General features: G+C 43.2%; 17 protein-coding genes and 4 pseudogenes. 16 read left to right on the forward strand and 5 right to left on the reverse strand.

Annotated features, from left to right (window positions below):
- Positions 1–157: 157 nt before the first annotated feature.
- The 3 genes from BLO31_RS11615 (at position 158) to BLO31_RS11625 (ending at position 1706) form a co-directional block, all read left to right on the forward strand.
- A complete protein-coding gene (locus tag BLO31_RS11615; protein ID WP_070966326.1) occupies positions 158–409 on the forward strand; it encodes a DUF2164 domain-containing protein in 252 nt (83 codons plus the stop codon).
- A gap of 191 nt (positions 410–600) precedes the next feature.
- A complete protein-coding gene (locus tag BLO31_RS11620) occupies positions 601–1140 on the forward strand; it encodes a cytochrome b (RefSeq protein WP_070966330.1) in 540 nt (179 codons plus the stop codon).
- A complete protein-coding gene (locus tag BLO31_RS11625) occupies positions 1137–1706 on the forward strand; it encodes a YceI family protein (protein WP_070966333.1) in 570 nt (189 codons plus the stop codon). Before BLO31_RS11620 ends, BLO31_RS11625 begins: the two co-directional genes overlap by 4 nt.
- A gap of 95 nt (positions 1707–1801) precedes the next feature.
- Here BLO31_RS11625 and focA read toward each other — a convergent pair whose 3' ends face one another.
- A complete protein-coding gene (gene focA / locus BLO31_RS11630; RefSeq protein WP_070966337.1) occupies positions 1802–3253 on the reverse strand; it encodes a formate transporter FocA in 1452 nt (483 codons plus the stop codon).
- Positions 3254–3477: 224 nt separating this feature from the next.
- Here focA and BLO31_RS11635 point away from each other — a divergent pair, with 224 nt between their 5' ends.
- Both BLO31_RS11635 and BLO31_RS11640 read left to right on the forward strand, forming a co-directional pair.
- A complete protein-coding gene (locus tag BLO31_RS11635; protein ID WP_070966342.1) occupies positions 3478–4383 on the forward strand; it encodes a LysR substrate-binding domain-containing protein in 906 nt (301 codons plus the stop codon).
- A 163-nt stretch (positions 4384–4546) separates the two neighbouring features.
- Positions 4547–5038 (forward strand): DUF1097 domain-containing protein, encoded by a 492-nt coding sequence (locus BLO31_RS11640; protein ID WP_070966345.1) that lies wholly within the window; start codon positions 4547–4549, stop codon positions 5036–5038.
- Between the two features lie 85 nt (positions 5039–5123).
- On the opposite strand, the pseudogene BLO31_RS11645 reads toward BLO31_RS11640, so the two are convergent.
- Positions 5124–6754, reverse strand: a pseudogene (locus BLO31_RS11645) (DUF2813 domain-containing protein).
- Positions 6755–6972: 218 nt separating this feature from the next.
- Between BLO31_RS11645 and BLO31_RS11650 the strand changes: the two are divergent.
- The 4 genes from BLO31_RS11650 (at position 6973) to BLO31_RS11665 (ending at position 11452) form a co-directional block, all read left to right on the forward strand.
- Entirely contained in the window at positions 6973–8700 is a 1728-nt protein-coding gene (locus BLO31_RS11650) for a bifunctional metallophosphatase/5'-nucleotidase (protein ID WP_070966349.1), read from the forward strand.
- A gap of 471 nt (positions 8701–9171) precedes the next feature.
- The gene (locus BLO31_RS11655; protein WP_070966353.1) at positions 9172–10116 is read left to right on the forward strand and encodes a TerC/Alx family metal homeostasis membrane protein; all 945 of its coding nucleotides are present in this window, start codon (positions 9172–9174) and stop codon (positions 10114–10116) included.
- Between the two features lie 293 nt (positions 10117–10409).
- Positions 10410–10598, forward strand: coding sequence for a hypothetical protein (locus BLO31_RS11660; RefSeq protein WP_070966357.1), 189 nt, complete (start codon positions 10410–10412; stop codon positions 10596–10598).
- A 155-nt stretch (positions 10599–10753) separates the two neighbouring features.
- Positions 10754–11452, forward strand: a complete 699-nt coding sequence (locus BLO31_RS11665; protein ID WP_070966361.1) for a DUF1223 domain-containing protein — start codon at positions 10754–10756, stop codon at positions 11450–11452.
- Positions 11453–11528: 76 nt separating this feature from the next.
- Here the strand turns inward: BLO31_RS11665 and BLO31_RS11670 are convergent, their stop codons facing one another.
- Positions 11529–12098, reverse strand: a complete 570-nt coding sequence (locus BLO31_RS11670; RefSeq protein WP_070966365.1) for a PhnA domain-containing protein — start codon at positions 12096–12098, stop codon at positions 11529–11531.
- Between the two features lie 190 nt (positions 12099–12288).
- On the opposite strand from BLO31_RS11670, the gene BLO31_RS11675 reads away from it, so the two are divergent.
- Entirely contained in the window at positions 12289–13371 is a 1083-nt protein-coding gene (locus BLO31_RS11675; RefSeq protein ID WP_070966683.1) for a site-2 protease family protein, read from the forward strand.
- A 35-nt stretch (positions 13372–13406) separates the two neighbouring features.
- Here BLO31_RS11675 and BLO31_RS11680 read toward each other — a convergent pair.
- A pseudogene (locus tag BLO31_RS11680) lies at positions 13407–14200 on the reverse strand (M48 family metallopeptidase).
- 169 nt (positions 14201–14369) lie between these two features.
- Here BLO31_RS11680 and BLO31_RS11685 point away from each other — a divergent pair.
- From BLO31_RS11685 to BLO31_RS11705, 5 genes and pseudogenes are all read left to right on the forward strand, one after another.
- Positions 14370–14798, forward strand: coding sequence for a hotdog fold thioesterase (locus BLO31_RS11685; protein WP_070966368.1), 429 nt, complete (start codon positions 14370–14372; stop codon positions 14796–14798).
- A gap of 2 nt (positions 14799–14800) precedes the next feature.
- Positions 14801–15034 (forward strand): DUF3389 family protein, encoded by a 234-nt coding sequence (locus tag BLO31_RS11690; protein WP_070966371.1) that lies wholly within the window; start codon positions 14801–14803, stop codon positions 15032–15034.
- A gap of 75 nt (positions 15035–15109) precedes the next feature.
- Positions 15110–16803: pseudogene (locus BLO31_RS11695) on the forward strand (SgrR family transcriptional regulator).
- 2 nt (positions 16804–16805) lie between these two features.
- Positions 16806–17056, forward strand: a pseudogene (locus BLO31_RS11700) (hypothetical protein).
- A gap of 568 nt (positions 17057–17624) precedes the next feature.
- Positions 17625–18512 (forward strand): LysR family transcriptional regulator, encoded by an 888-nt coding sequence (locus BLO31_RS11705; protein WP_070966375.1) that lies wholly within the window; start codon positions 17625–17627, stop codon positions 18510–18512.
- A 61-nt stretch (positions 18513–18573) separates the two neighbouring features.
- Here the strand turns inward: BLO31_RS11705 and BLO31_RS11710 are convergent, their stop codons facing one another.
- The gene (locus tag BLO31_RS11710) at positions 18574–21264 is read right to left on the reverse strand and encodes a bifunctional acetate--CoA ligase family protein/GNAT family N-acetyltransferase (protein ID WP_070966378.1); all 2691 of its coding nucleotides are present in this window, start codon (positions 21262–21264) and stop codon (positions 18574–18576) included.
- A 220-nt stretch (positions 21265–21484) separates the two neighbouring features.
- Here BLO31_RS11710 and BLO31_RS11715 point away from each other — a divergent pair, with 220 nt between their 5' ends.
- Positions 21485–22033: an SPOR domain-containing protein gene (locus BLO31_RS11715; RefSeq protein ID WP_070966382.1), complete on the forward strand. Its 549-nt coding sequence runs from the start codon at positions 21485–21487 to the stop codon at positions 22031–22033.
- The last annotated feature ends 139 nt before the right edge of the window (positions 22034–22172 follow it).

Raw genomic sequence — 22172 nt, forward strand, 5'->3', positions numbered from 1 at the left:
CGGATGGCTATTATTAATATCAAAAACATCACTGGTTTTTTTCTATCCAGTTACGCGAGAAATTTAATAAAAAGTTAACTATATGTGAATGTTGTGAGTGAAAAATACTCGACTTTGAAGTAACTTAACTTACTTGCATATTAAGTGGAACAAATCCATGTCGGAAATAGAGTTAACAAAGCAACAGGTCGCTCAAATGGCTGCGAAACTTCAAGATCACCTCTGCGACGAACACGAGGTAGAGCTCGGTCAGTTTGACGCAGAATTTTTATTAGAGTTCATTATCAAAGAATTTGGTCCTTCAATCTATAACCAAGGTATTAAAGATGCCGAGCTCCTCATTCATAGAAAGTTCAGTGATCTACAAGATGAACTGTATCAAGTGGAAAGAGATGACAAATATAAATAAAAACAATCACATACATGTTCTTCATTGATGTGGGTTTTAGCTTACATAAGTCGTTCAAAAATACTGAATGACTCAATCAATTTCTGCGGGTGTATTCCGAAACCGTTTCGATAAATACTTATATTCATTGAGTGACAAGCCAAATAATACTAATAAGCGGCTTTTTAGAAGAATGACAAGAGAACTGAGCGATGAGCAATGATGTAACTCACTACAACACAATAGCGCGATTGCTTCACTGGGCTTCTGCGCTAACCATAATTGGCATGTTTGCCGTAGGCTTGTGGATGGTTGACCTCTCTTATTACAGTGAGTGGTATCGAACTGCGCCACACTGGCACAAGTCAATTGGTATCTTGTTTGCCGGAGTAACCGTGTTCCGCTTCGTTTGGAAAACAACAACCAAAAGTCCCAAGGTAGAGGGTAAAAGCTATGAGGTCTTTGCAGCTAAGGTAGCTCACGGGTTTATGTATCTGTTAATCACAACCATAGTTGTCTCTGGGTATCTAATTTCTACGGCAGATGGCCGAGGAATTGACGTATTTGACTGGTTTACCGTCTCGGGAGCTGGTGCGCTGTTTGTTAATCAAGCAGATATTGCTGGCGAGATACATTTTTACGCCGCTTGGGCATTAATTTTACTTGCTGGTGTTCACGCGCTAGCAGCCATTAAACATCACGTGATAGATAAAGATAATACGCTACGCAAAATGATAGGAGCTTCAAAATGAAAAAAACGTTACTTGCTACTGGACTAGCGTTTGCAATGGCTTTGCCATTCGGTGCAACTGCTGCTGACTATGTAATTGATACAAAAGGGGCTCACGCTTCAATTAACTTCAAAGTTAGTCACCTTGGATATAGCTTCATCAAAGGCCGTTTTAACGACTTCAGCGGAGATTTTACATACGATCCAGCGAATGTTGGCGCAGCAAAGGTAAACGTTTCTGTTGATACTCGTAGCTTAGATTCAAATCACGCTGAACGTGACAAGCACATACGTAGCGCAGATTTTATTGATGCAGCTAAGTACAGTGAAGCAACTTTCAAAAGTACTAAAGTGGAAGACAAAGGCAACGGTATGTTAGCGATTAGCGGTGACCTTAACCTACATGGTGTGACTAAGGCGATTGTTATTGATGCTGAGTTTATCGGCGCGGGACAAGACCCGTGGGGCGGTCAACGTGCGGGCTTTGTAGGTACAACACGTTTGGAATTAGCAGACTTCAACATCACAGTGATGGGGCCTTCAAGTTACGTTGATATGGAACTACACGTAGAAGGTATCCAAAAGTAATTTTAAATGGATTGCTTAATAGAGTTGTAAAACACCCAAAATGGCTAATGCCAATCAGCATAACTGACTGGCATTAGCACAAAGGGTGTTTTTTCTTATGCAGTTTCTAAATCTTTTTCCACTACTTGCAAACGCTCACCGTAGATAGGGCGCAAAGCACTGACAATTTCGTAACGAGAAAGCACACCAACTAGCTTGCCATTTTCAAGCACAGGTAAAACTCTTGGCTTACTTACCTTGATGCTCTTTGCTCGCTCTTCTAACGACAGAGTACTGAACTGAGTAGCGATTCCCATATTTGTTGTTGGGTACAGCTGTTCTTTATCGATGCAAACGTATTCTGCTACATCGACAAGGCGCTCAGTGGCGTCCACTGCTACAACATCACGTGACATAAGATCGACGACCTTTTGGCCTTCAGCAGGAATGTAATCCTGACACCACAGATCTACCAAAACGTCGTGAACAGAGAAGAAACCAACGAGTCGACCATCTACATCAGCCACTGGAGCACCAGTCAATCGTTTGTCTAACAGAGTGTCGATTGCAGCCGAAGTCATGGTGTCGGCACTGAGTACAACCGGTTGAGTATTCATGATTTCTTTTACAGTAACGTTGTTATTCATTTTGACGGACTCCTTAATTGTGGTCATACGTGTCGTTTTAGTAATACTTGTAATTTTGGCGGCTTTGAGTTCTGGTCTTCGGTAGATACACCAGTTTGCTAAGCCAACTAGTACTGCTCCACCGACGATGTTACCGGCAGTCACTGGAATCAGATTTGCTGTGATAAATTGATAGATGTTTAGGTCCGCAAACTGAGAAGGTTGCGCCCCGATTTGCAACCAGAAACTTTCTGGAGCGAATGACTGAATAGCGATACCAAGAGGCACCATAAACATGTTGGCAACACAGTGTTCGAAGCCACTGGAAACAAACATAGCAACAGGCATAATGGTCATGGCTGCTTTGGTCATGGCACTGGCACTACTGAAGGTTAGCCAGATAGCTAAGCAAACCAATAGGTTACACAAAATACCCAAGGCAAACGCCTGAACTGGTGTATGGTGCAACTTGTGCTGCGCGATGTGCAGTGCGTTGAGACCCCACTCTCCGTGATCCAACTGGTATAACGCAGCTGCACTGACAAGAAGAAGTAAAAACATGGCGCCAATAAAGTTGCCAAGGTAAACCTTGCCCCAGATCCCTAACATTTTCCCGAAGCTAATCTGTTTGTTAGCCCAAGAAATGCTTGATAGAACTGAGCTAGTAAATAGCTCTCCACCGCACACGACGATTAAGATAAGTCCCATACTGAAAGCTAACCCACCAGCTAAGCGGCTTAGTCCCCATCCTGCATTGGCACTTCCTGTAGTTACAGTAATGTAGAAGATAAACGCTAGCCCAATAAAAGCACCGGCCATCATGGCCAATCCAAATATCATTCCATTGCTTTTCTTAGCTTTACTGAGTGCAAATTTTTCGGCTTCCGCCATCATTTCAAGCGGTGAAAAATTTTGCTTTTGTTCAGAGTAGGCTGTTGTCATAAACCCCTCCCGAATCGAATGTTCATTATTTACTCCTTAGTATCCAACGGCCTTATTCCTCCGTTGCCATTTCAATTTAGGGAGAATTTAAGTAGAGGTAAAATTGATAATTTTTAGAATCCTCATCAAATTAATTGATATAGAAATTAGAGTGGGTAAAATGAAACCCAATGCCTATAAGTAAGCGAAGTCTTACAACATAAATTCAGTGGAAGGAGTCGAATTTGCGTTATTCACTAAAGCAACTTGCTGTATTTGACGCGGTAGCAGAGAGCGGAAGTGTTAGTTTAGCGGCGGAGAAGTTGTCGTTAACCCAATCAGCTACCAGCATGTCGTTAGCTCAACTTGAAAAAATGCTGGGAAGACCCCTGTTTGAACGTCAAGGAAAACAGATGGCGTTAACTCATTGGGGGGTATGGTTACGTCCAAAGGCCAAACGACTCCTTCAAGACGCGCAACAGATCGAACTGGGCTTCTACGAGCAACATTTGCTCAGTGGTTCGGTAAAGCTAGGTGCAAGCCAAACACCAGCGGAACACTTAGTGCCAGATCTAATAAGTATTATTGATAACGACTTTCCCGAGATGAGAATTTCGCTGAAAGTGAAAAGTACCGACAGTGTTATTCAAGGTGTTTTAGACTACAAATATGACCTTGGTGTCATTGAAGGGCGCTGTGATGACAATCGAATTCATCAGGAAACCTGGTGTCGAGATCACCTCACCGTTGTCGCTGCTGCTCACCACCCATTTGCACGCCATGAAAGGGTAAGTTTAGCGCAATTAGAACAAGCTAAATGGGTACTGCGTGAACACGGTTCTGGTACTAGAAAAATATTTGATAGTTCCATTCACCATTTGATCGAAGATTTAGACGTTTGGCGCGAATACGAACACGTTCCAGTATTGCGCAGCATGGTAGCCAACGGCTCCTATTTAACTTGTTTACCTTATCTCGATGTAGAGCGATTTATTGAAAGTGGTCAATTGGTCGCGCTAAACGTACCAGAACTCAGTATGGAAAGAACCCTTTCATTTATCTGGCGAGCGGATATGACTGAAAACCCATTGGTCGATTGTATCAAACGGGAAGGGTTGCGAATGATGAAAGGAAAACCCAGCGTTCTATAGATAACCTTTCCTGTTGATTTATCGATTGCATCACATTATCGATGCAATTGATAAGTATCGGTTTTATTTATATGTGATCTAGATCGGTCAAGATCAACCAATCTTCGCCTATTATCGCTTCTTGATTATCTGACGCTGAAAAGCTTGGCGTATCGAGGCGTGAATGAGCACATTACTTGCGATAGCTATTACGACGGGGATCTTGTCTGGAATTTGGGGTTGGGTGGCTATGTCACTTGGTCTTCTTACTTGGGCAGGTTTTTTGGGTTGTACAAGCTATTTTGCTTCTCCAGCCGAAGGGGCAAAAGGACTCTTCCAAAGCCTTATAACAAACTTAGTTGGTGTTATGTGGGCAATGGTTATTATTGAAACTTCTTCTTTAATGAGCTTCGATATTTGGGGTTATATCGTGACAGCGCTCGTCGCGTTCGCTATGTGTATTCAGGCTAAGCAGCAATGGCTGGCATTTATTCCAGGGACTTTTATTGGTTCGTGCGCAACGTTTGCCAGCGATGGTTTGTGGCAACTAGTCATACCATCGCTTTTGGTAGGCGGGGTGTTTGGTTACTTAATGAAAGCAACGGGTATGTGGCTACACAGAAAATCAAATCAGCCCGAGGTTAATGAAAGAAGAGAGATTACGACTCGATCTTGAGTTCTAAAGGCACCCCTAATTGATTTGTATTTCTAGGTTCTTCCATTTTAATACACGGCACCATGTCTTATGGTGCCGTTATTTTTTATGTATTGCCATTTGCCATAGTTACCACGCGTTTTAAAGTCCAACGCAAAAGCAGCGGTATACACTCAACGCCTTGCTCTTCACAGAAAGACACAATGGCCAAAGCTAGGTCTGGTTTCGCTTTTTTCTTCAATACCCGCGCAACGACTTTTTTAGCAGGAATAGGGTGGTCGACAGGAATTTTAACCATCTGCTTAAAGAAAAGTTCAAAACCGTTGTTATAAAGGAAATGTTCTATGTCTCTGTCCGGTAGCTCAGTTAGTCGATGACGTTCTTGGTCGTGGCCGAGTAGAGCCTTCACAGCTTGAGCGTACTTTTTGCCGGCAGCATCACCATCAGTAACAACATGCCAGTCGATACCGAATGCTTTTGCTACTTTAACCAGAGAACGCAGACCCGACTGAGCAAATTCGATAATTTGAACACCTTCAGCAGCGAGGTTATAACCACATTGATTAGCGAGTTCATTAAACAACCAAACCTCAGTTTCGCCTTCGACAAGTAACCAACAGCGAGCGAACAGTGCGCCAGAACGATGAAAGCGTATATGGAACCCAATCCTTCTCAACTCGTCTTTACTCAATCCTTGCCTTGGTAGGCTAGTTGCAACGGTTTTGTCGGACTGCCTTACCAGGCGTCGGACACTGTTTAAGGGAACTTGCCCAAGTAAATCGCCACTATTTGTAGTTAGAATTTTTTGCATTGGTAGGAGTTGAAGCAAACTCCACGCTCTTGCTAGATGGGTAGGGTGTAGTCGCCCTTCAGGATCTTCTGTGATCAACAAAGGTCTAGCACAGCGGCGCAGGTCGGTTGGCCCTTTGGCTTGTAAATAGGCATTTAATAGCCCCATAAACAAAAGCCGCGTCTGCTTGTTTTTGGTCTCTTCCACGACTTCGGTAAGGCTCTTGTCCTGTTTAGTTCCGCTGTAGAAGATGCCATCTCTCTGTTTTCTTGGGTTTTTCCTACTGGAGGGTTTAAAGGAAAAGTAGTGATCTACTAACATACCCATGGAGTTTAAACTGCTGCGCATTTCCCCTTTATTCACGTGGCCGGGAATGGCCATCAAACGACGACAGGTATTGTTTATCCGTTTCTCAACTCTAGAATTGACGTTAGAACTGGCACTATTGCTTTCTTCAAATCGGCGCGAATCTCTTAGCCGAATGACTGGGTGAAGTGACATTAACTCTTGGGCGAGCTTTTCGGAGTGGTGTAGCTAAGAGGATTGCCCTCAATATCAAGGAAGGCATACTTAGTCTTTATTTCATAGCCGTCACGAGTGGCGCTAATTCTGTAATAGATCCGATCGATTTCTTGAGGATCTTTCACCCAAATTGGTTTTAATCTACGGTAGCGACCGGCGTTAATTTCGCCTTTATCGTTGGATACAAGACTGAGTACAATTTGTAAATGTTGGCTCTGAGGGTGGGCGATGGAGTAATCGACGTGAAAGTCTTTCATTTCAAATTGGTAGGGCTCTCCCGTTGGGGGAAGTGCGACTGACAAGGCATCGAGCAAAGAGGACTTACCCCAAGTATTTTCACCAATCAGAGTAGTTAGTTCGTCAAAAGCCAAGGACAAGCGTTTGATTCCACGGAACCCAGATACTTCTATTCTTTCTAACTGCATAAGCGAACCTTAGCGACTGCTTTTTATTAAGCATAATAGAAAATATTAATATAAGCAGGCTCTTAGCTCACATAACAACTGGTTTTCTGAATGCAGCTAGTTAAATATAAACGAGATCCATCTGCCGTTCGATATAAAAAATTTCATATCTGTTTCATAAAAGTCACGATTCTGTCATTATTTAGCCGCTAGGATAGACGAGAAACGAGAGAGAAATAATGAAAAAAATATCCAACAAAGCCGCTCAGCTTATCGTCGCTCATGTCAACGACACCCATTCTTATTTTGAGCCAACCTCATTGCAGTTGTCACTAGAGATCAATGGAGAAAAACTTTCTCCTTACGTAAGTGCTGGTGGCTTCGCACGTATTGCTACACGCCTTGAACAACTCAAGCAGGACGCAAAGCGCATGCAGAAAGGTTTTCTTTTTCTTCACTCCGGAGACTGCTTTCAGGGAACCTTGTATTTTTCCTTATTCAAAGGTCGAGCGAACGCTGACTTATTGAACGCGCTAAACCCCCATGCAATGACTTTGGGAAATCACGAACTCGATATGGGCAATGAACCCGTCGGTCAGTTCGTTAACAGCATCAATTTTCCTCTGTTAGCGGGGAACTGGGATCTAACCAATGAGCTGTCCGGAAAAGAGTACCCATTAAAAGGAAAACCCAACGTACTGGATTATGACTCTGCATCAGGGACAGCAAAATGGATAACCCATCTAGTTAACGAAGAGCCGATCGCCATTTTTGGTCTTTCAATAGACAAAATGGCAGACATCGCTAATCCCGACAGTGACACGCCTTTTGTCAATGCAACTGAAACTGCGAGAAAGACAGTTGAGCTCATTCGTTCAAACGGAATAAACAAGATTATTTTGTTAAGTCACTTAGGCTATGAAGGTGATTTACAACTCGCTGAAGATGTAGAAGGTATTAGCCTTATTGTCGGAGGACATAGCCACCGACTACAAGGGGATTTTGACGATATTGGACTTGGTAAAGACGATGAATATGGTATCAAGGTAAATGATACCCATATTGTTCAATCTGGTTGTCACGCGTTAACGCTCGGTCATTGCGCTATATACTTCGACGAACATGGAAAGGTGACGTCTTTCCAAGGCAGAAACGAGCTTCTCTTGGGCCGTCGACTGTTTCTAAATGCTGATATGAGCGAAACAGGTGATGACGAACACCATGAGGTGGCCTGCGAATATCTAAACGCACATCAAGGTGTGGTTGTATGCAAAAAAGATCCAACGCTCACTGATTTGTTGCGGAACAAATATCAAAATAAAGTGCGAGAGCTACAACAAAAAGTGATAGCCAAAGCAGAAGCAAATCTTTACCACACCCGCATACCGGATGAGAAAGGCCCAAGTATAGTCGCGCCCTTGGTGGCTGAGTCATTCTACTATTGTATGAAGCAACTGGGCCATGACGTCGACTTCGCCATTCACAATGCCGGAGGAGTGAGAAAGGGAATTGAGATAGGAGAACTAACGGTTGCCGATATTGCCGGAAAGCTCTTGCCTTTTGCCGTTCCTATAGGTGTGTATCAGATCACTGGTCGCGTACTTCAATTAACCCTTGAAGGCGCGATAAACAACGCTATCAACAATGGATTCCAAGGGACGGGCTCTGGTTCCTACCCCTATGTCTATAACTTAAAGTTTGACTACCATGCGGATAAACCAGCAGGGGAGAGAATTTCCGAGCTGTACCTTCGCAACACAAATGGAGAGTGGAACGCAGTTGAAAGTGACAAGGTATATAGAGGGACTTCTTCCGCCTACACGATGAAAGGTAAAGAAGGCTACGAGGCATTGTTAGAGGTAGTTGGTGAGAACAAGGTTTCTAACTTGTCGATGGCCGACTGCTTTATTAAGCTGCTATCTGAACATCCACAAAAGCTAACGTCTGCAAATATCCAATTTGGTTGAAAATATTGGCATAGGCCTTGCTTAATTATTAGTCAGATATCATTTTCACAGACATTGAGTTGTCGGGAGGATATATGTGGCGTAAAGACTGGATGGACGTAGTTGTCGTGATCAGTTGGGTAAGCGTATGGTCTGCCCTAGTTTATTTTGTACCTATGGGTGGCGTGTAAAAGAAGGAGCGATTATCGCTCCTTTTTCACTTTATGAGCTTTGTCATTTTTCTGTTAGTAAGTGGAAAATCATAGACTGCAGACTATTTCAAAATTAGACTACCGGAACTTGGGGAGTAGTCGCCTAGTTAACTTATCGTCATCCCGTAAAGCTAAGCTTTTCCGGTAAGTTTAAGTGTTTTCTTCCACTTCGACGAGACCAACGCAAACGCATCACTATAAGGAACAAGTGATGAATGCTGTATTGCGGGTTCTCGTGTCAGGATATGTTGCGATCCGCATCTAATGGTGAGGAGGCGCAATGCACCCATCAATCTACGTTATTTTTGCAATCTTAACGATTGTGCTTGTCGCATTGGATGTATGGCAAACCAAAGACGGAAAGGTCACTCTAAAAAAAGCAATCAGTTGGAGTCTTTTTTGGTTTTTGCTGGCTTTTGCTTTTGCGGTATCTATCTACTTCTTTTGGAATTGGTATGCACCAAATAGTATTTATACAAACCAAAAAGCCGCAATCGCTTTTACAACTGGCTACCTTTTGGAAAAGTCCCTTAGTGTAGATAATCTATTTGTATTTGCGATCATATTTCAACAGTATCAAGTTCCTGAGTCGCTTAGGGCCAGAGCATTGCTTTGGGGAGTGTTAGGTGCACTAATACTGCGAGCAGCAATGATCCTAATCGGATCAAGTCTGATAGAGCAGTATCACGGAGTCCTATACTTGTTTGCGGTCTTTCTAATTTGGACGGGAATAAGCCTAGCGATTGAAAAGGAAGCGCCTTCTATAAATCCTTTACCAGAAAGAGTAATCCGCAAAGTAGTGCCTTGTACAAAGAACTATCACGGCAGTGCTCTATTAATCAAGCAAAGGGCCAGTCTGGTAGCAACTCCTATGTTGGTCGTCATTGGTGTTATCGCGTTTATGGACGTAATGTTCGCGTTAGACTCGATACCAGCAATCTTTGCAGTGACACAAGAGCCGTTTCTAGTGCTGACAGCAAACGTATTTGCATTATTAGGACTTCGTTCACTCTATTTTGTTTTACAAGGAATGATGAACAAATTTGTCTATTTAAAGTCGGCGTTGGCAGCAGTGATGATGTTCATTGGTATCAAGATGTTGCTTGTAGGCACGTCATGGGCGATCCCCACAGTGTTGTCGCTTATGTTCTTGTTGGCAGTCATGACAGCGGCGATATTTGCATCGATTCTAAAGCCGAAACTCAAAAAATCAGAACAGACATAAAGGGATACTATTACTAATCCAGAATTGGACGTATTTCAAAGTTTTGAACAAGCGCAATGTGAATAAAATGTTTCACTATTGAGGGCGGCAAGCTGACAAATCACTGTTTAGGCGGTTGATAATATGTTTTTTGAGTAGTTATGCTACTTAAATGAATAAGCGAAGTGTGCTGGTGTTAAAATTTAGTAAAATTAGAATATCTAATCCGAAAAGGGAATTTTTGTCATTATTTTTTTAGTGGGGTTTGAGTAAAATTAAACCATACAAGTTACCGAATTGATAGAGAGGCTCCTATGGCACAAGTAATGCATTTTGACGCTATTCCAGCAAACACCTCTATGGACAAGAAGACCTATGCGGTTAACTTCAAAGGATTGATAGCACACTTACTCGATATAATGTTTACTGACAACAGTGAACAAACTTTTTACGCAAACGACCTATCTGGTCATATGCAAAAAGATATCGGTTTGAATCGCTAATTTAACAAGCGTCGACTTTGTTCGGCGCTTTTTTATTTCCTCATCACTGATAGCAAAAAGAACAAGGTTCAATCAGTTTTTAGTACCCATACAACCCGATGAAAGTAAATCGGGTGTTGTTCGGTCACTCTATACATAATTAGAGGGGACGAATCATGGGATTATTACTTATGTCTACACTTGCGCACTCCCTAGCGGGTGGCCAAGTTTGGACACATTCTGGGCAACCAGCTCAAGTTATAGAACTCTTTACATCACAAGGGTGTTCTAGCTGTCCGCCAGCAGACAAATACCTATCAAAGCTTACACACGACCCAAAGCTGTGGGTTGATACTATTCCCATTGCTTACCACGTAGACTACTGGAACTATTTAGGTTGGAAAGACCCTTTTTCACAACCCCAATTTAGTCAGTTGCAACGCCTATATCGCGCTTATGATATAGTCGGTTCAGTTTATACCCCCAGTTTTGTTGTTGATGGTAAAGAATGGCGGGGATTCTTTAATTGGTTGAACCGAACGTTACCTAAGAATGACCAACTCGCTTCCGATCAACTGACCTTAACAAGAAACGAAACAACCTTTACATTGAGCTTTGAAAGCAATGAACTGTTAGATGCAACCATTGTTTTTATTTCGCACCCTCATAGCCAGAAAATTCCGGCGGGGGAAAATAAGGGGAAAACCCTGACGTATAACTTTGTTGCACTGGACAGACAACAGTCACGTTCTAAGGAAGGAAAATGGGTGTTTAAGTGGGAAGGGCAGTTAACAGATGTCGCTTTCGTAGCAGCGTGGATATCTAAACCGGGTAGTTTTGAAAAGCTTCAAACGGTCGGTGGCGTCATCGAGTAGTACTTTGGTGGGTAACAGACGAAACAAAGGCGCTCGATAGAGCGCCTTTACTTAATATAACGACCGTAACTTGTGACTACTTCTTACGGCAATACTCAGCGATAACGTACATAGATTGGCCGCCATTTGCCTTACCAGAAACCAGTTTAGGATCGTCGCCAAGGCTGATGCCGCGGATAACTGTACCTTGCTTGATGACTTGGTTGGTCCCACGTACTGGAAGGTCTTTGATCACGGTAACGTCATCACCCTTTTTCAGTTCGACACCGTTAACATCGCGAGGCTTTTCGTCATCGTCATCTTGACCAATTTCAGCCCATTTTTGCGTTTCGTCTTCTAGATACATCATGTCTAAAAGATCTTGAGCCCAACCTTGTTCACTAGATAGGGACTTAAGTTTACGCCAAGCCATCACCTGAACAGCTGGCTCCTGATTCCACATGCTGTCGTTTAGGCAACGCCAGTGATTTACGTCTGTGTTTTCTGGGTTTTCGATTTGATCAATGCAGATGTCGCACAACACGACTCCGTGCTGAACAGTGAGCTGTGAATGAGGAGAAACAGTGTAAGCTGTTAGAGAAGATTCACTGGCGCAAAGTTCACATTTAGATTGACAACGTTCCATCAAGGTTGCTTCTGTAGACATATTATCCACCTTGTAAAAATTTGTAAGCGCGTATTATCCACTAATCACGCACGAAATAAAGGGATAACCGCCTATAAGACACGAATGTTTTCTGAAATCTTACATTGTGTGACGCGGTAACTAAGCCTTTACCAAGTTTGCATAGAAAGGCATAATTTGCACTAATCAATACTCAATATGCGCTAAGATGATAGAGCTACTCAACCAAGAATTTCTAGGAAAACCCCTTCGCTTAGAAGCAAGCCCAGCAGGTTGGCAACAACTGTTTTGGGATAATCAGTTGGTTTCCACTGCTGACGCAAGTGAAGGTAACCAGAAACAGATTCGACACAGGTTTTTGCTAAGGCAAGGTGAACAGACCATAACCTGCGAAGTTTTGGGCGACCTAAGTTGGCAACCCTTCACGGTAAACTATAGCGCTTATGTCGATGGGACAGAACTGCTTTCCGGTAGCCGTGATCAAAAAGACATCGAGACGCAAACACCTTACACACCACCTATACAGGAAAGACGCTTTAGTCCAATCGGTTTGGTATCCCTTGGACTCAAAGCGTTAAAAAGCGCCAAAGTGATAAAAGTCGCTCTGGCTTCGGCGAGTGTTGCTGCGTATTCGTGGCTATTTTCTTTTCAATTTGCTTTGGCACTTATTGCGTGTTTGATGGTACATGAGTACGGGCACATACGCGCAATGAAGTATTTTGGAATGAAAACAAAAGGCATCTATCTGATCCCATTCTTAGGCGGTTTGGCGTTAAGTGATGAGAAGATTAATACTAGATGGCAGGACGTGGTAATTTCGATGATGGGCCCTATGTTTGGTTTCATTCTCTCTTTAGGACTACTCATTGTTTATTGGTTAACTGGTGAGGTTTTCTTTGCTGGCCTTTCGGCGTTTAATGCCTTTTTAAACCTATTTAATCTGCTGCCTATCTTGCCACTAGACGGTGGACACGTATTGAAAAGCATTAGTTTCTCGATGAATAGCGTGGCTGGCTTGGCGTTGTGCACATCGGCTGCAATTGGAGGCGTTGTGCTTTCATATAGTCTAGGGTTAACGCTATTCGGATTTTTACTCATTATGGGAACGATAGAAATTCTTATTGAGTGGAAAGGAAGATACCAAACCCATCTTTTGCCCTTAGATCGATATGGCCAGGCGGTCTCTGCATTGTGGTATTTGGGACTAGTTGCAGGATTGATTGCCATTATTTGGTATTTTGCTGGCTCTGGTGACAGTATGTTGGCTCTACCACTGCAAATACTGGCGCAGTAAGATTAGCGATAACAAAAAGGGAGCATTTGCTCCCTTTAATAGATCTGACAGTTTGGTTTTTCACCGGAATAGGCGGGCAGAGTCTTAATCTTATTGGATAAGTCAGAAATTCTCGTGTTATGCGATGGATGGGTAGATAGCAGCTCTGGTGGCGCAGTTCCGCCAGACGCTTTTGCCATATTGTGCCACAAGGATACACTTTGCTGAGGTTGAAACCCCGATTTAGCCATTAATTCTAATCCTACCATATCGGCCTCAGATTCTTGTGTACGCCCGTAAGGCAATAATACGCCGTACTGAACACCTAGCCCCAAGGCGGCCATGGTCATCTGACGATATTCTGAGTATTCTGATGAACCCAAAGCTATATTGGTAAGCTGTAATCCAGCCCCAGCTAGTTGAGATTGTGAAAGACGTTCGTTGCTGTGATCCGCAAGGACATGTGCAATTTCATGGCCAATGACTGTTGCCAACTGATCTTGATTTTTGGCGACTTTTAAAAGCCAGTATAGACACCGATCTTCCCACCGGGCAGGGCGAAGGCATTTACTTGATCACTTTCGAAAACCACCACTTCCCAGTTGGTAACTCCGTAGCTACTTGGTACGTGTTTGGTAATGCTATCAGTGACACACTGAACGTAAGCGTTGATTTTGGGATCGTCACTGACTTTTTGCTGTGTTTTCATCTGCTCAAAAGATTGAGAGCCCAAGGAGTTCATATCTTGATCGGAAAACAGTAAGAGTTGGTTTCTACCAGTAGGTGATGATGAACAGGCGGTAATGAACAGTGTACCAATAACCGCGGCATACTTTGCTGCTTTAAGCATTACTTACTCCATGTATAAATTTTTAATTCTTGTTACTGATGGTAATGGGGTAGTGTTCCCTTTTGAATCGAAGGCAAAAATTGATGGTTTCGATTCTGCATCTATTCAGTGACTTAGGTATAATAGCAGTTTACCTCAACGAGTAGCATTGATTAGTTTGGGAAATGCCATGTCGATTTGGAAACGAGAAATAGATTTAGACGAGTTAAATAACACATCACAAAACACGCTGATAGAGCATCTCAATATAGTTTATACCGAGGTAGGTGAGCGACATATCAGCGCGTCTATGCCAGTGTGTCATTTTACTCACCAACCTTTAGGTATGTTACACGGTGGCGCATCGGTTGTTTTGGCAGAAACCTTGGGCTCGGTGGCGGCAAATTTTTGTGTTTCTGAACTAGATTACTGCGTTGGGCTAGACATTAATGCCAACCATGTTAGAGCCGTCCGAGAAGGATTAGTGTTCGGCAAAGCTGAACCGATCCATTTGGGAGTTTCAACGCAGGTTTGGCAAATTAATATATGCGATGAAAGGGAGCGTTTAGTCTGTACGAGTAGGCTTACTATCGCAGTAAAACGAAATAAAAAGGCATAGTCATGAGAATCGATTTTTCTAGCGGAAAAATTGTTGTTACATCGCAAGAGATTCAAATAAGAATTGATGGAGATTCTCAGATCGTTCTTCGAGCGCGAGCTGATGCAATCGCTCTCTTAGGTGGCGGAGCCAATGTCGTTGTCGCCAATGATAGTGAGGTTCAGTGGTCAGTAAGGTTGGATGACGTTCAACAACTTGAAGAGATATCTAGCTGTTTGGGCGTTAAGATTAATTAACCTTCCCACATCTTGATTATTTACCACTAAAAGAGGAAACTAATCTCTGTTGCTTGCAAGAGAGATTTCCCCTTTATGAGTAGTCCGCGATTAAGAGTCCAATTCGAAACCCTGTTTGAACACTACCGAGGTGTTGATAGTGGTGTGCAGTTGGAAGAGATAACCGAGGTTCTGTTTTGTACGCGCCGAAATGCGAGAATAGTGCTGAACAAAATGGAAGAGGAAGCTGGATTGAATGGCACCCTTCACCCGGCCGAGGAAAGCTCTCTCGATTGATTTTTAAGCGCAGTCGTACTGATGTTAGTGACAATCTAGCCAAGCGTTATTTAGATGAGGGCAAGGTCGAGCAAGCACTTAAGGTACTCGACAATGACTCAGCGAAACTGGCACAGGTTATTGAAAACTATTTGGGTGTCGTCCATCAAGAAGGTCAGCAAGTCCTTAGACTTCCGTACTATCGACCGTTAACTATCCTAAACCCAGAAAAACCAATTCGACGCTCAGAGCTTCATATTATCCGTCAGATATTTAGTGGATTGACGAGGATGGATGAAAATGAAGTACTACAAGCGGATCTGGCTCACTCGTGGGAAATGTTGACTCCGAAACACTGGCGTTTCTACCTGCGCCCAGGTGTACGCTTTCACAACGGGATCATTCTAACCTCTGATATGGTTATTGATTCACTTAATCGCCTTAAACAGAAGAACCTGTTTTCACACGTTATAGACATTAAATCGCCAAATCCAAGTGTGGTGGATATCTGCCTAAGCTCCCCTGACTATAGACTTCCGATTCTGCTCGCCGAGTCTTGTGCACGAGTTACGCTACCCAAAAGCGAAAGAACCGAACAATACGACAAATTTCCAGTTGGAACTGGCCCTTACAAGGTGATCAAAAACGATGACCAACGCTTGACTTTGCAAGCTTATGATGGCTATTTTGGCTATCGTCCATTGATAGATCTGGTTGAAGTATGGGTGGTTGATGAAGCGCATTCATCGTTCGTTTTTCCAAGTCTTAACAACCCTATTAAACCTGAGTCTTCAGCACATGCCGATGAAGTTGACCTTGATCCGGGTTGCACCCTCTTACTACTCAATCGGAAACAGGGCCTAGCAGCGGATGAAAGGTGGGCAGAGTATTTTTCTAACCGATTGAACTCATCAAGTTTGTATCGCTTGATTCCGCCGGAAAAAGTTGCGGACTTAGGTGTATTTCCCGCTTATGGGTTGAAACCGGGTTGGTATCATCAACCAGTCCACGCTCAGCAAGTGAAGCCGCCGCAGGACAAAACCGTAAAAATTGCCTATCACGGGCAGCACCCAATGTTTCCAACCCAAGTTAGTGCCATTAAAGCACTGTTTGCTGAGGATGGTATTTCAGTGGAACTGGTTGGTTATGACTATTCGTTAGACAAGCCAGAAGAGATCGATATCTGGCTAAAAGCGATGGGCATCACGAGCAACAGGGAGGATGCTCTTGCCGGTTGGCTTCTGGATTATGGTGACGTTCAAGCAATGAGTCGAGAAGAGGACTTTATTGATTGGAAAAGAACGATAACGGGCTGGCTTGCAGATGAAACAGCACCTTTTCCGGCAAAAGAGTTGGGCAAGTCGCTTGTCGAAAAGCGTCAAATTATTCCGATGCTTCACTGTTGGTTGGGCGTGAGTAAAGATCAATGTGGTGCGTTACAAAATGCTAAATGTAATGCTTTAGGCTGGTTTGACTTTGGTCAGGTTTGGGTGAAACCAGACTCAATGGACTGATTATGGCAAAGCCCAACAAGAAACTACCGGAAAAAGTCATTACCATCTTTTGCAAAAAGTGTAAAAAACAACTGCTTCGTTACCACAAGGGTGGAAAAGGGGCCTTAGTTAAATGTTTTAAGCAAAGAATAGCGGAAGATTACACCCAAACTCCATGCATCTGCCCGGGTGTGGTGGGCAGTTTGCACGCGAGACAATTATCCGCGGTTTACCCGCATACAAAATAATCGGCGGCAAGGTTAGTTACAAATAGAAATATACATTATTATTTCATGACAAAAATAAATGCTCGATATTTTGTAAAATTGTTTGAAATGAGGCGTGTGCGACGGTTTTTGATGTGGATCGACAAAACTAGTAAAAATTCAGTTAACACCTATCTATAAATTGTAAAAGTGTTTAAACTATGAGGGATTTCACAGCTTTTAGTATTTTCACTTTCAACGATAGGGGTTGCTCATGGAGCTAGGTCTTATCATCGCTTTTATCATTGCAGCAGCAGTAATGGTTAAAAAAGAGATGGCAAGCTCATAATAATTTCATTCATAACACCTTTTTTTCCTATTTTACATTGAATGAAACATAGAAAAAGTCAGCCTTGAGCTGGCTTTTTGTTTTAGTAGAGTAAAATACTATTAATTTATTTGTCATTAACTACCGGTAAGGCAAATTTCTTGAGTTAGCGGTTATCTTAGTGAGTTGGTTTTTATCAATTTATGTTACATGGTGTAAGTCGTTTAGTTGCTTGACTGGATTTAAGATGTAGTATTTGATGTGATTAAGCTTAAAATCAAAACTATAACATTTAAGAGTCAACCTCTATGAACAGCCCAATCACTCTAGAAGCTTTGCATATTTTGGATGCTATCGACCGACGAGGCAGTTTTGCTGCCGCTGCAAACGAGTTAGATAGAGCCCCGTCTTCTCTTAGCTATCAAATTCAAAAACTGGAACAAGACTTAGACATCATGATCTTTGACCGCTCAGGACACAAAGCGGCATTCACTGATGCAGGAACACTTATCCTAGAGCAGGGAAGGAATATCTTAACTGCCACGCAGGAGTTGGTGAACCAAGCGAGCTTGCTAGCCAATGGTTGGGAACTTGACCTAACGGTCGCATTTGACGGAATTATTCCAATTACTCACTTTTTTCCGATGGTCGATGCCTTGGGACAAGTAAGTAAAACGCGAGTGCGTTTACAAGAAGAAATACTGGCTGGTTGCTGGGAAGCGCTAAGCGACGGTCGAGCGGATCTTTTAGTCTGTCCGAAACCCGCTTCTCTTCCGCAAGATTTGAAAACGGAAACTATCGGTTATTTAAATATGATTTGGGTTGCAGCTCCTAACCATTACGTTCACAAGCGAAGTGGTGTATTTGACGAACAAGCGAGGGAGAAATACCGAGTTGTTGCGATAGCAGATACGGCGCGCGAACAACCCGCGATTAGCGTAAACATTTTGCAAAAGCAGCCAAGGCTTACTGTAACGGCCTTTAATTCGAAAGTGGAAGCGCTCAAAGAGGGGTTGGGTATTGGTACGCTACCAACGCATGTTGCTATGCCTTTGATTGAGTCTGGAGAGCTCAAACAAATTGATGGTAGTGATGAGCGAGGTATCGATATCATTCTGGCTTGGAAACGCAGCCAAATGGGCGAAGCAAAGTCTTGGTGTATTAAATACCTTAAGCAGCATTGGTCACTGAAATAGAGGATCCTGCGATCCTCTTGTAAGAACTGTTGCGTAAGTTATATGGACTTCGCAACCAGTACTAACCTGATTGACGAAGTGGCAAGACCATATCCGCTACACCGTCCTCAAACTGGATATCTAATTTAAATCCGAGCTTTTGAGCTAAGGTTAGCATTCCTCGGTTCGTTGGCATGGTCATTCCCGACATCTGCAATGTTTCTTTTTGACGGCAGTAGTCGATAATCTTGCCCATTAGGATTTTTCCTAACCCGTTTCCTTTAAGATCTGAACGGATTAAGATTGCGAACTCTGCATCGGTGTTTTCTGGATTGATTAAAGCACGCGAAACACCAATGATTTGCTCGGCCTCCGCATGTTTTTTAACTGCGACAAACGCCATTTCTCTGTCGTAATCTATTTGTGTTAAGTTGGCTAACGCCTCGTGATTCAATTCACCGACATCAGAGAAGAAGCGCTTGTAAAGATCTTCTTTTGAAACGTTTTGAATAAACTCAGCGTGGATAGGTTCGTCTTCAGGCAGAATTGGTCTTAACACAACTTGCTCACCGTCCCTTAAGGTAACAGATTCCTCGTATTCGACAGGGTAGGGACGAATAGCCAAACGGCTCTGCGCTTCACCTTCAAATCGCTTCAAGGTTAGATCCGCGTCTAAAATGGTAAAGCTTTGCCCATTTGCGAGTACTGGATGAATGTCCAACTCGTGTACTTGAGGGCAGTCAACAACCATTTGAGAAATTCGCACCAAAAACTCTGATAACCCTTTTATATCCATTGGTTCTGGGAGTTTTTGCGGTCGAATTTTCCCGCTTTTGATAGCCCGAACGACAAGATAACGGGCAAGGGTCATATTTAACGGCGGAAGGGCTGAAGCCGCATCAATAGTCTCATCCCACTCCGACCCACCTTGGCCTAGTAGTATCACGGGCCCAAAGGTTTCGTCGTGTTTTATTTTAATTCGCAGCTCTTCGCCACCGGCTAGCTTTGCCATCCCTTGGACTAATAACCCGTGTATATTTGCCGAGGGGTAAGAAAGCTTCGTACGGTCTAAAATGGCTTGCGCGGCATTTGCCACCTCCGTGCTATTGCGAAGGTTTAGCATTACCCCTTGTACATCAGATTTATGCGCGATATCAGGAGAACGGAGTTTTACTGCTACTGGGTAGCCAATTTGCTCTGCGACATGGACTGCTTCACTATCGTCTGAAGCGATCCAAGTGGGTAAAACACTAAAGTTAAAGTGTTCCAAAAAGGACCCGATTTGATGGGTGTCTAAATGGACAATCTCGTGCTCTTTTAAACGTTCGTCTATCCAAGATTTAGCATTGTTTAATTCGCTAACATGGACAGGTTCAGCCGTTGTTGGTGTCTCCATTAGTTGCTTTTGGTTTCGCCTGTACTCGACCAAATGCATAAATGCGACAACGGCACTTTCCGGTGTTCTGTAGGTCGGTATTCCCGATTGGGTAAAGATTTGCCTTGCGGGTTTGGCTGTTAGCTCACCAGACCAATTGGTCAATATATTAAATCTCTTGTGTCTGGGGTGGCTCTTAATTGCTTCAACTATGGCTTGCGCAGTACGTTCCGAGCCAGCGACTGCTGAAGGACTATGCATGATCAATATGGCGTCAGCGCAATCACTATCCATAATGGCATTTAGGGTGTGAACGTAGCGAGAGTGGTCGGCGTCCCCAACCATATCTATTGGATTGTTATAGCTCCAACTAGATGGCAGGATATCACTGAGTTTTTCAAGTGTGCTGTCATCCAGCTTTGCTAACTTTCCCCCCCTCTGGAGTAAGGTGTCTACCGCCATAATTGCGGGTCCACCTCCATTGGTGATAATTGCTAGCCTTTCGCCCCGTAGCGGTACTGAATGAGTGAGCGTCTCTACTGCGGCAAACAGCTCATGAGAGTTATTTACTCGCAACATACCAGTACGTCGAATGGCTGAGTCGTAGATGATATCAAGAGTGTCGTTACCCCCAGTATGCGCCTGTGCGGCTTTTTGACCCGCTTTTGTTTTACCGCCTTTTAGAACCAAAATTCGGCGATTGCGAGAGGCAGCTCTAGCTGCAGACATAAAGCGCCGGGCATCTTTAATGGTATCCACGTAGAGTAATATGGCATCAGTTTTAGAATCTGTACTCAAACAGTCGAGAAGATCAGCAAAATCAATATCGACAGCGTTACCAAGAGAAACAAACGCGGAGAATCCAATTTCTTTGTCATTTGCCCAGTCCAAAATGGTTGTACACATGGCGGCGGATTGAGAAATAAATGCAATGTTTCCTTTTAAAGCATTAACGGGTGAAAACGATGCGTTGAAGTTTATCCATGGCAAAATCATGCCCAAGCTGTTTGGGCCAAGAACGCGCATGTTGTTTTGCTTTGCAACCTCAAAACAAGATTGCTGAATACTGTCGCCACTTTCGGCAGCTTGATGCATGTCCGCAGAAAGTACGATAACGGCTTTTACTTGTTTTTCTGCGAGTGATTTAAAAAGTTCAAGGTTTCGTTTTGCATGGGTACACAAGATTGCAACATCTGGAACTATTGGCAATTTTTCAACGCAAGGGTAGGCAAGCACACCACAGACACTTTTGTATTTTGGTGTCACCGGCATGATCGCCCCTTCAAAACCGCCCTGAAGTAGGTTCTTCATTACAATGTTGCCCGCGCGCATGGCACGCGTTGAAGCTCCAATTACAGCGACAGATTGCGGTTTTAAAAGCTGATTGAGTTGATTCATTACGCACCTTGTGACCCATTGTATTTGTGTTAAATCCTAACTGACAATTTAACAATTTGTTGTGATGATTCGTGTCTCTTTTGCTATCTTGAGTGACAACCAACAAAGTTTGTGCCGTAAATCACAGTGTACTGATATATAATTACTGAGTTAGCTTGATTCTCGGCCGCTCTAACGGCATGATTTACAGTAATTTCTACTAAGGGCATTTGATAAATTCATGAAGAAGATTGCAATAGTTGGCTTATCAGTAGCGCTTACGGCTTGTGTTTCTGGCGATTATGTTACGGATGTAACTTCAGAAAGTTACCGTGAAGACTACAAGGTAGCGAAGGTTGAACCAACCATGATTCACGATATGAGTGAAACTATGGCTGAAAAACCTATGGAAGCTCAAGCAGTAAAACCTGCTATGAATACCACGGCGAAAGCGAAACCAGCGGTTGCCATTATTCCACCTACGGCAAAGCAGACCGCGATGAACCCGCGTTACGGTTTTACCATTCAGGTAGTGGCTGTTGGATCGCAGGCTAAAGTTGATCAATTTGCCCGTAAGTTGCCTCGTGATGGTCAACCTATCTGGGAAAACTACAAAGTAGTTAATGGAACCAAATGGTACACAGTGCTTTACGGTGATTACGCAACTCGCAAAGACGCTAAGAAAGCGATCAATGAATTATCCGCAGAGTTCCAGCAATTAAAACCATTTGTTAAGAGCATCGACGAAATCAAGAGTTCGCAGTTCCCAACACTAAATAAGTTAAACTAAAGAAAAGGGGCGATTAGCCCCTTTCTTTTTGGCTAACTAATAACCAGTTAGCCATATGGCCGCTATATCTCATCCTCTAACGGTGTACCTTTTTCGTAATTTCATTATGATAGAGCAGAGCACCATTAACACATTCACG

Source organism: Vibrio sonorensis (genome assembly GCF_001854765.1).
In the GTDB taxonomy this organism is placed as follows: domain Bacteria; phylum Pseudomonadota; class Gammaproteobacteria; order Enterobacterales; family Vibrionaceae; genus Vibrio; species Vibrio sonorensis.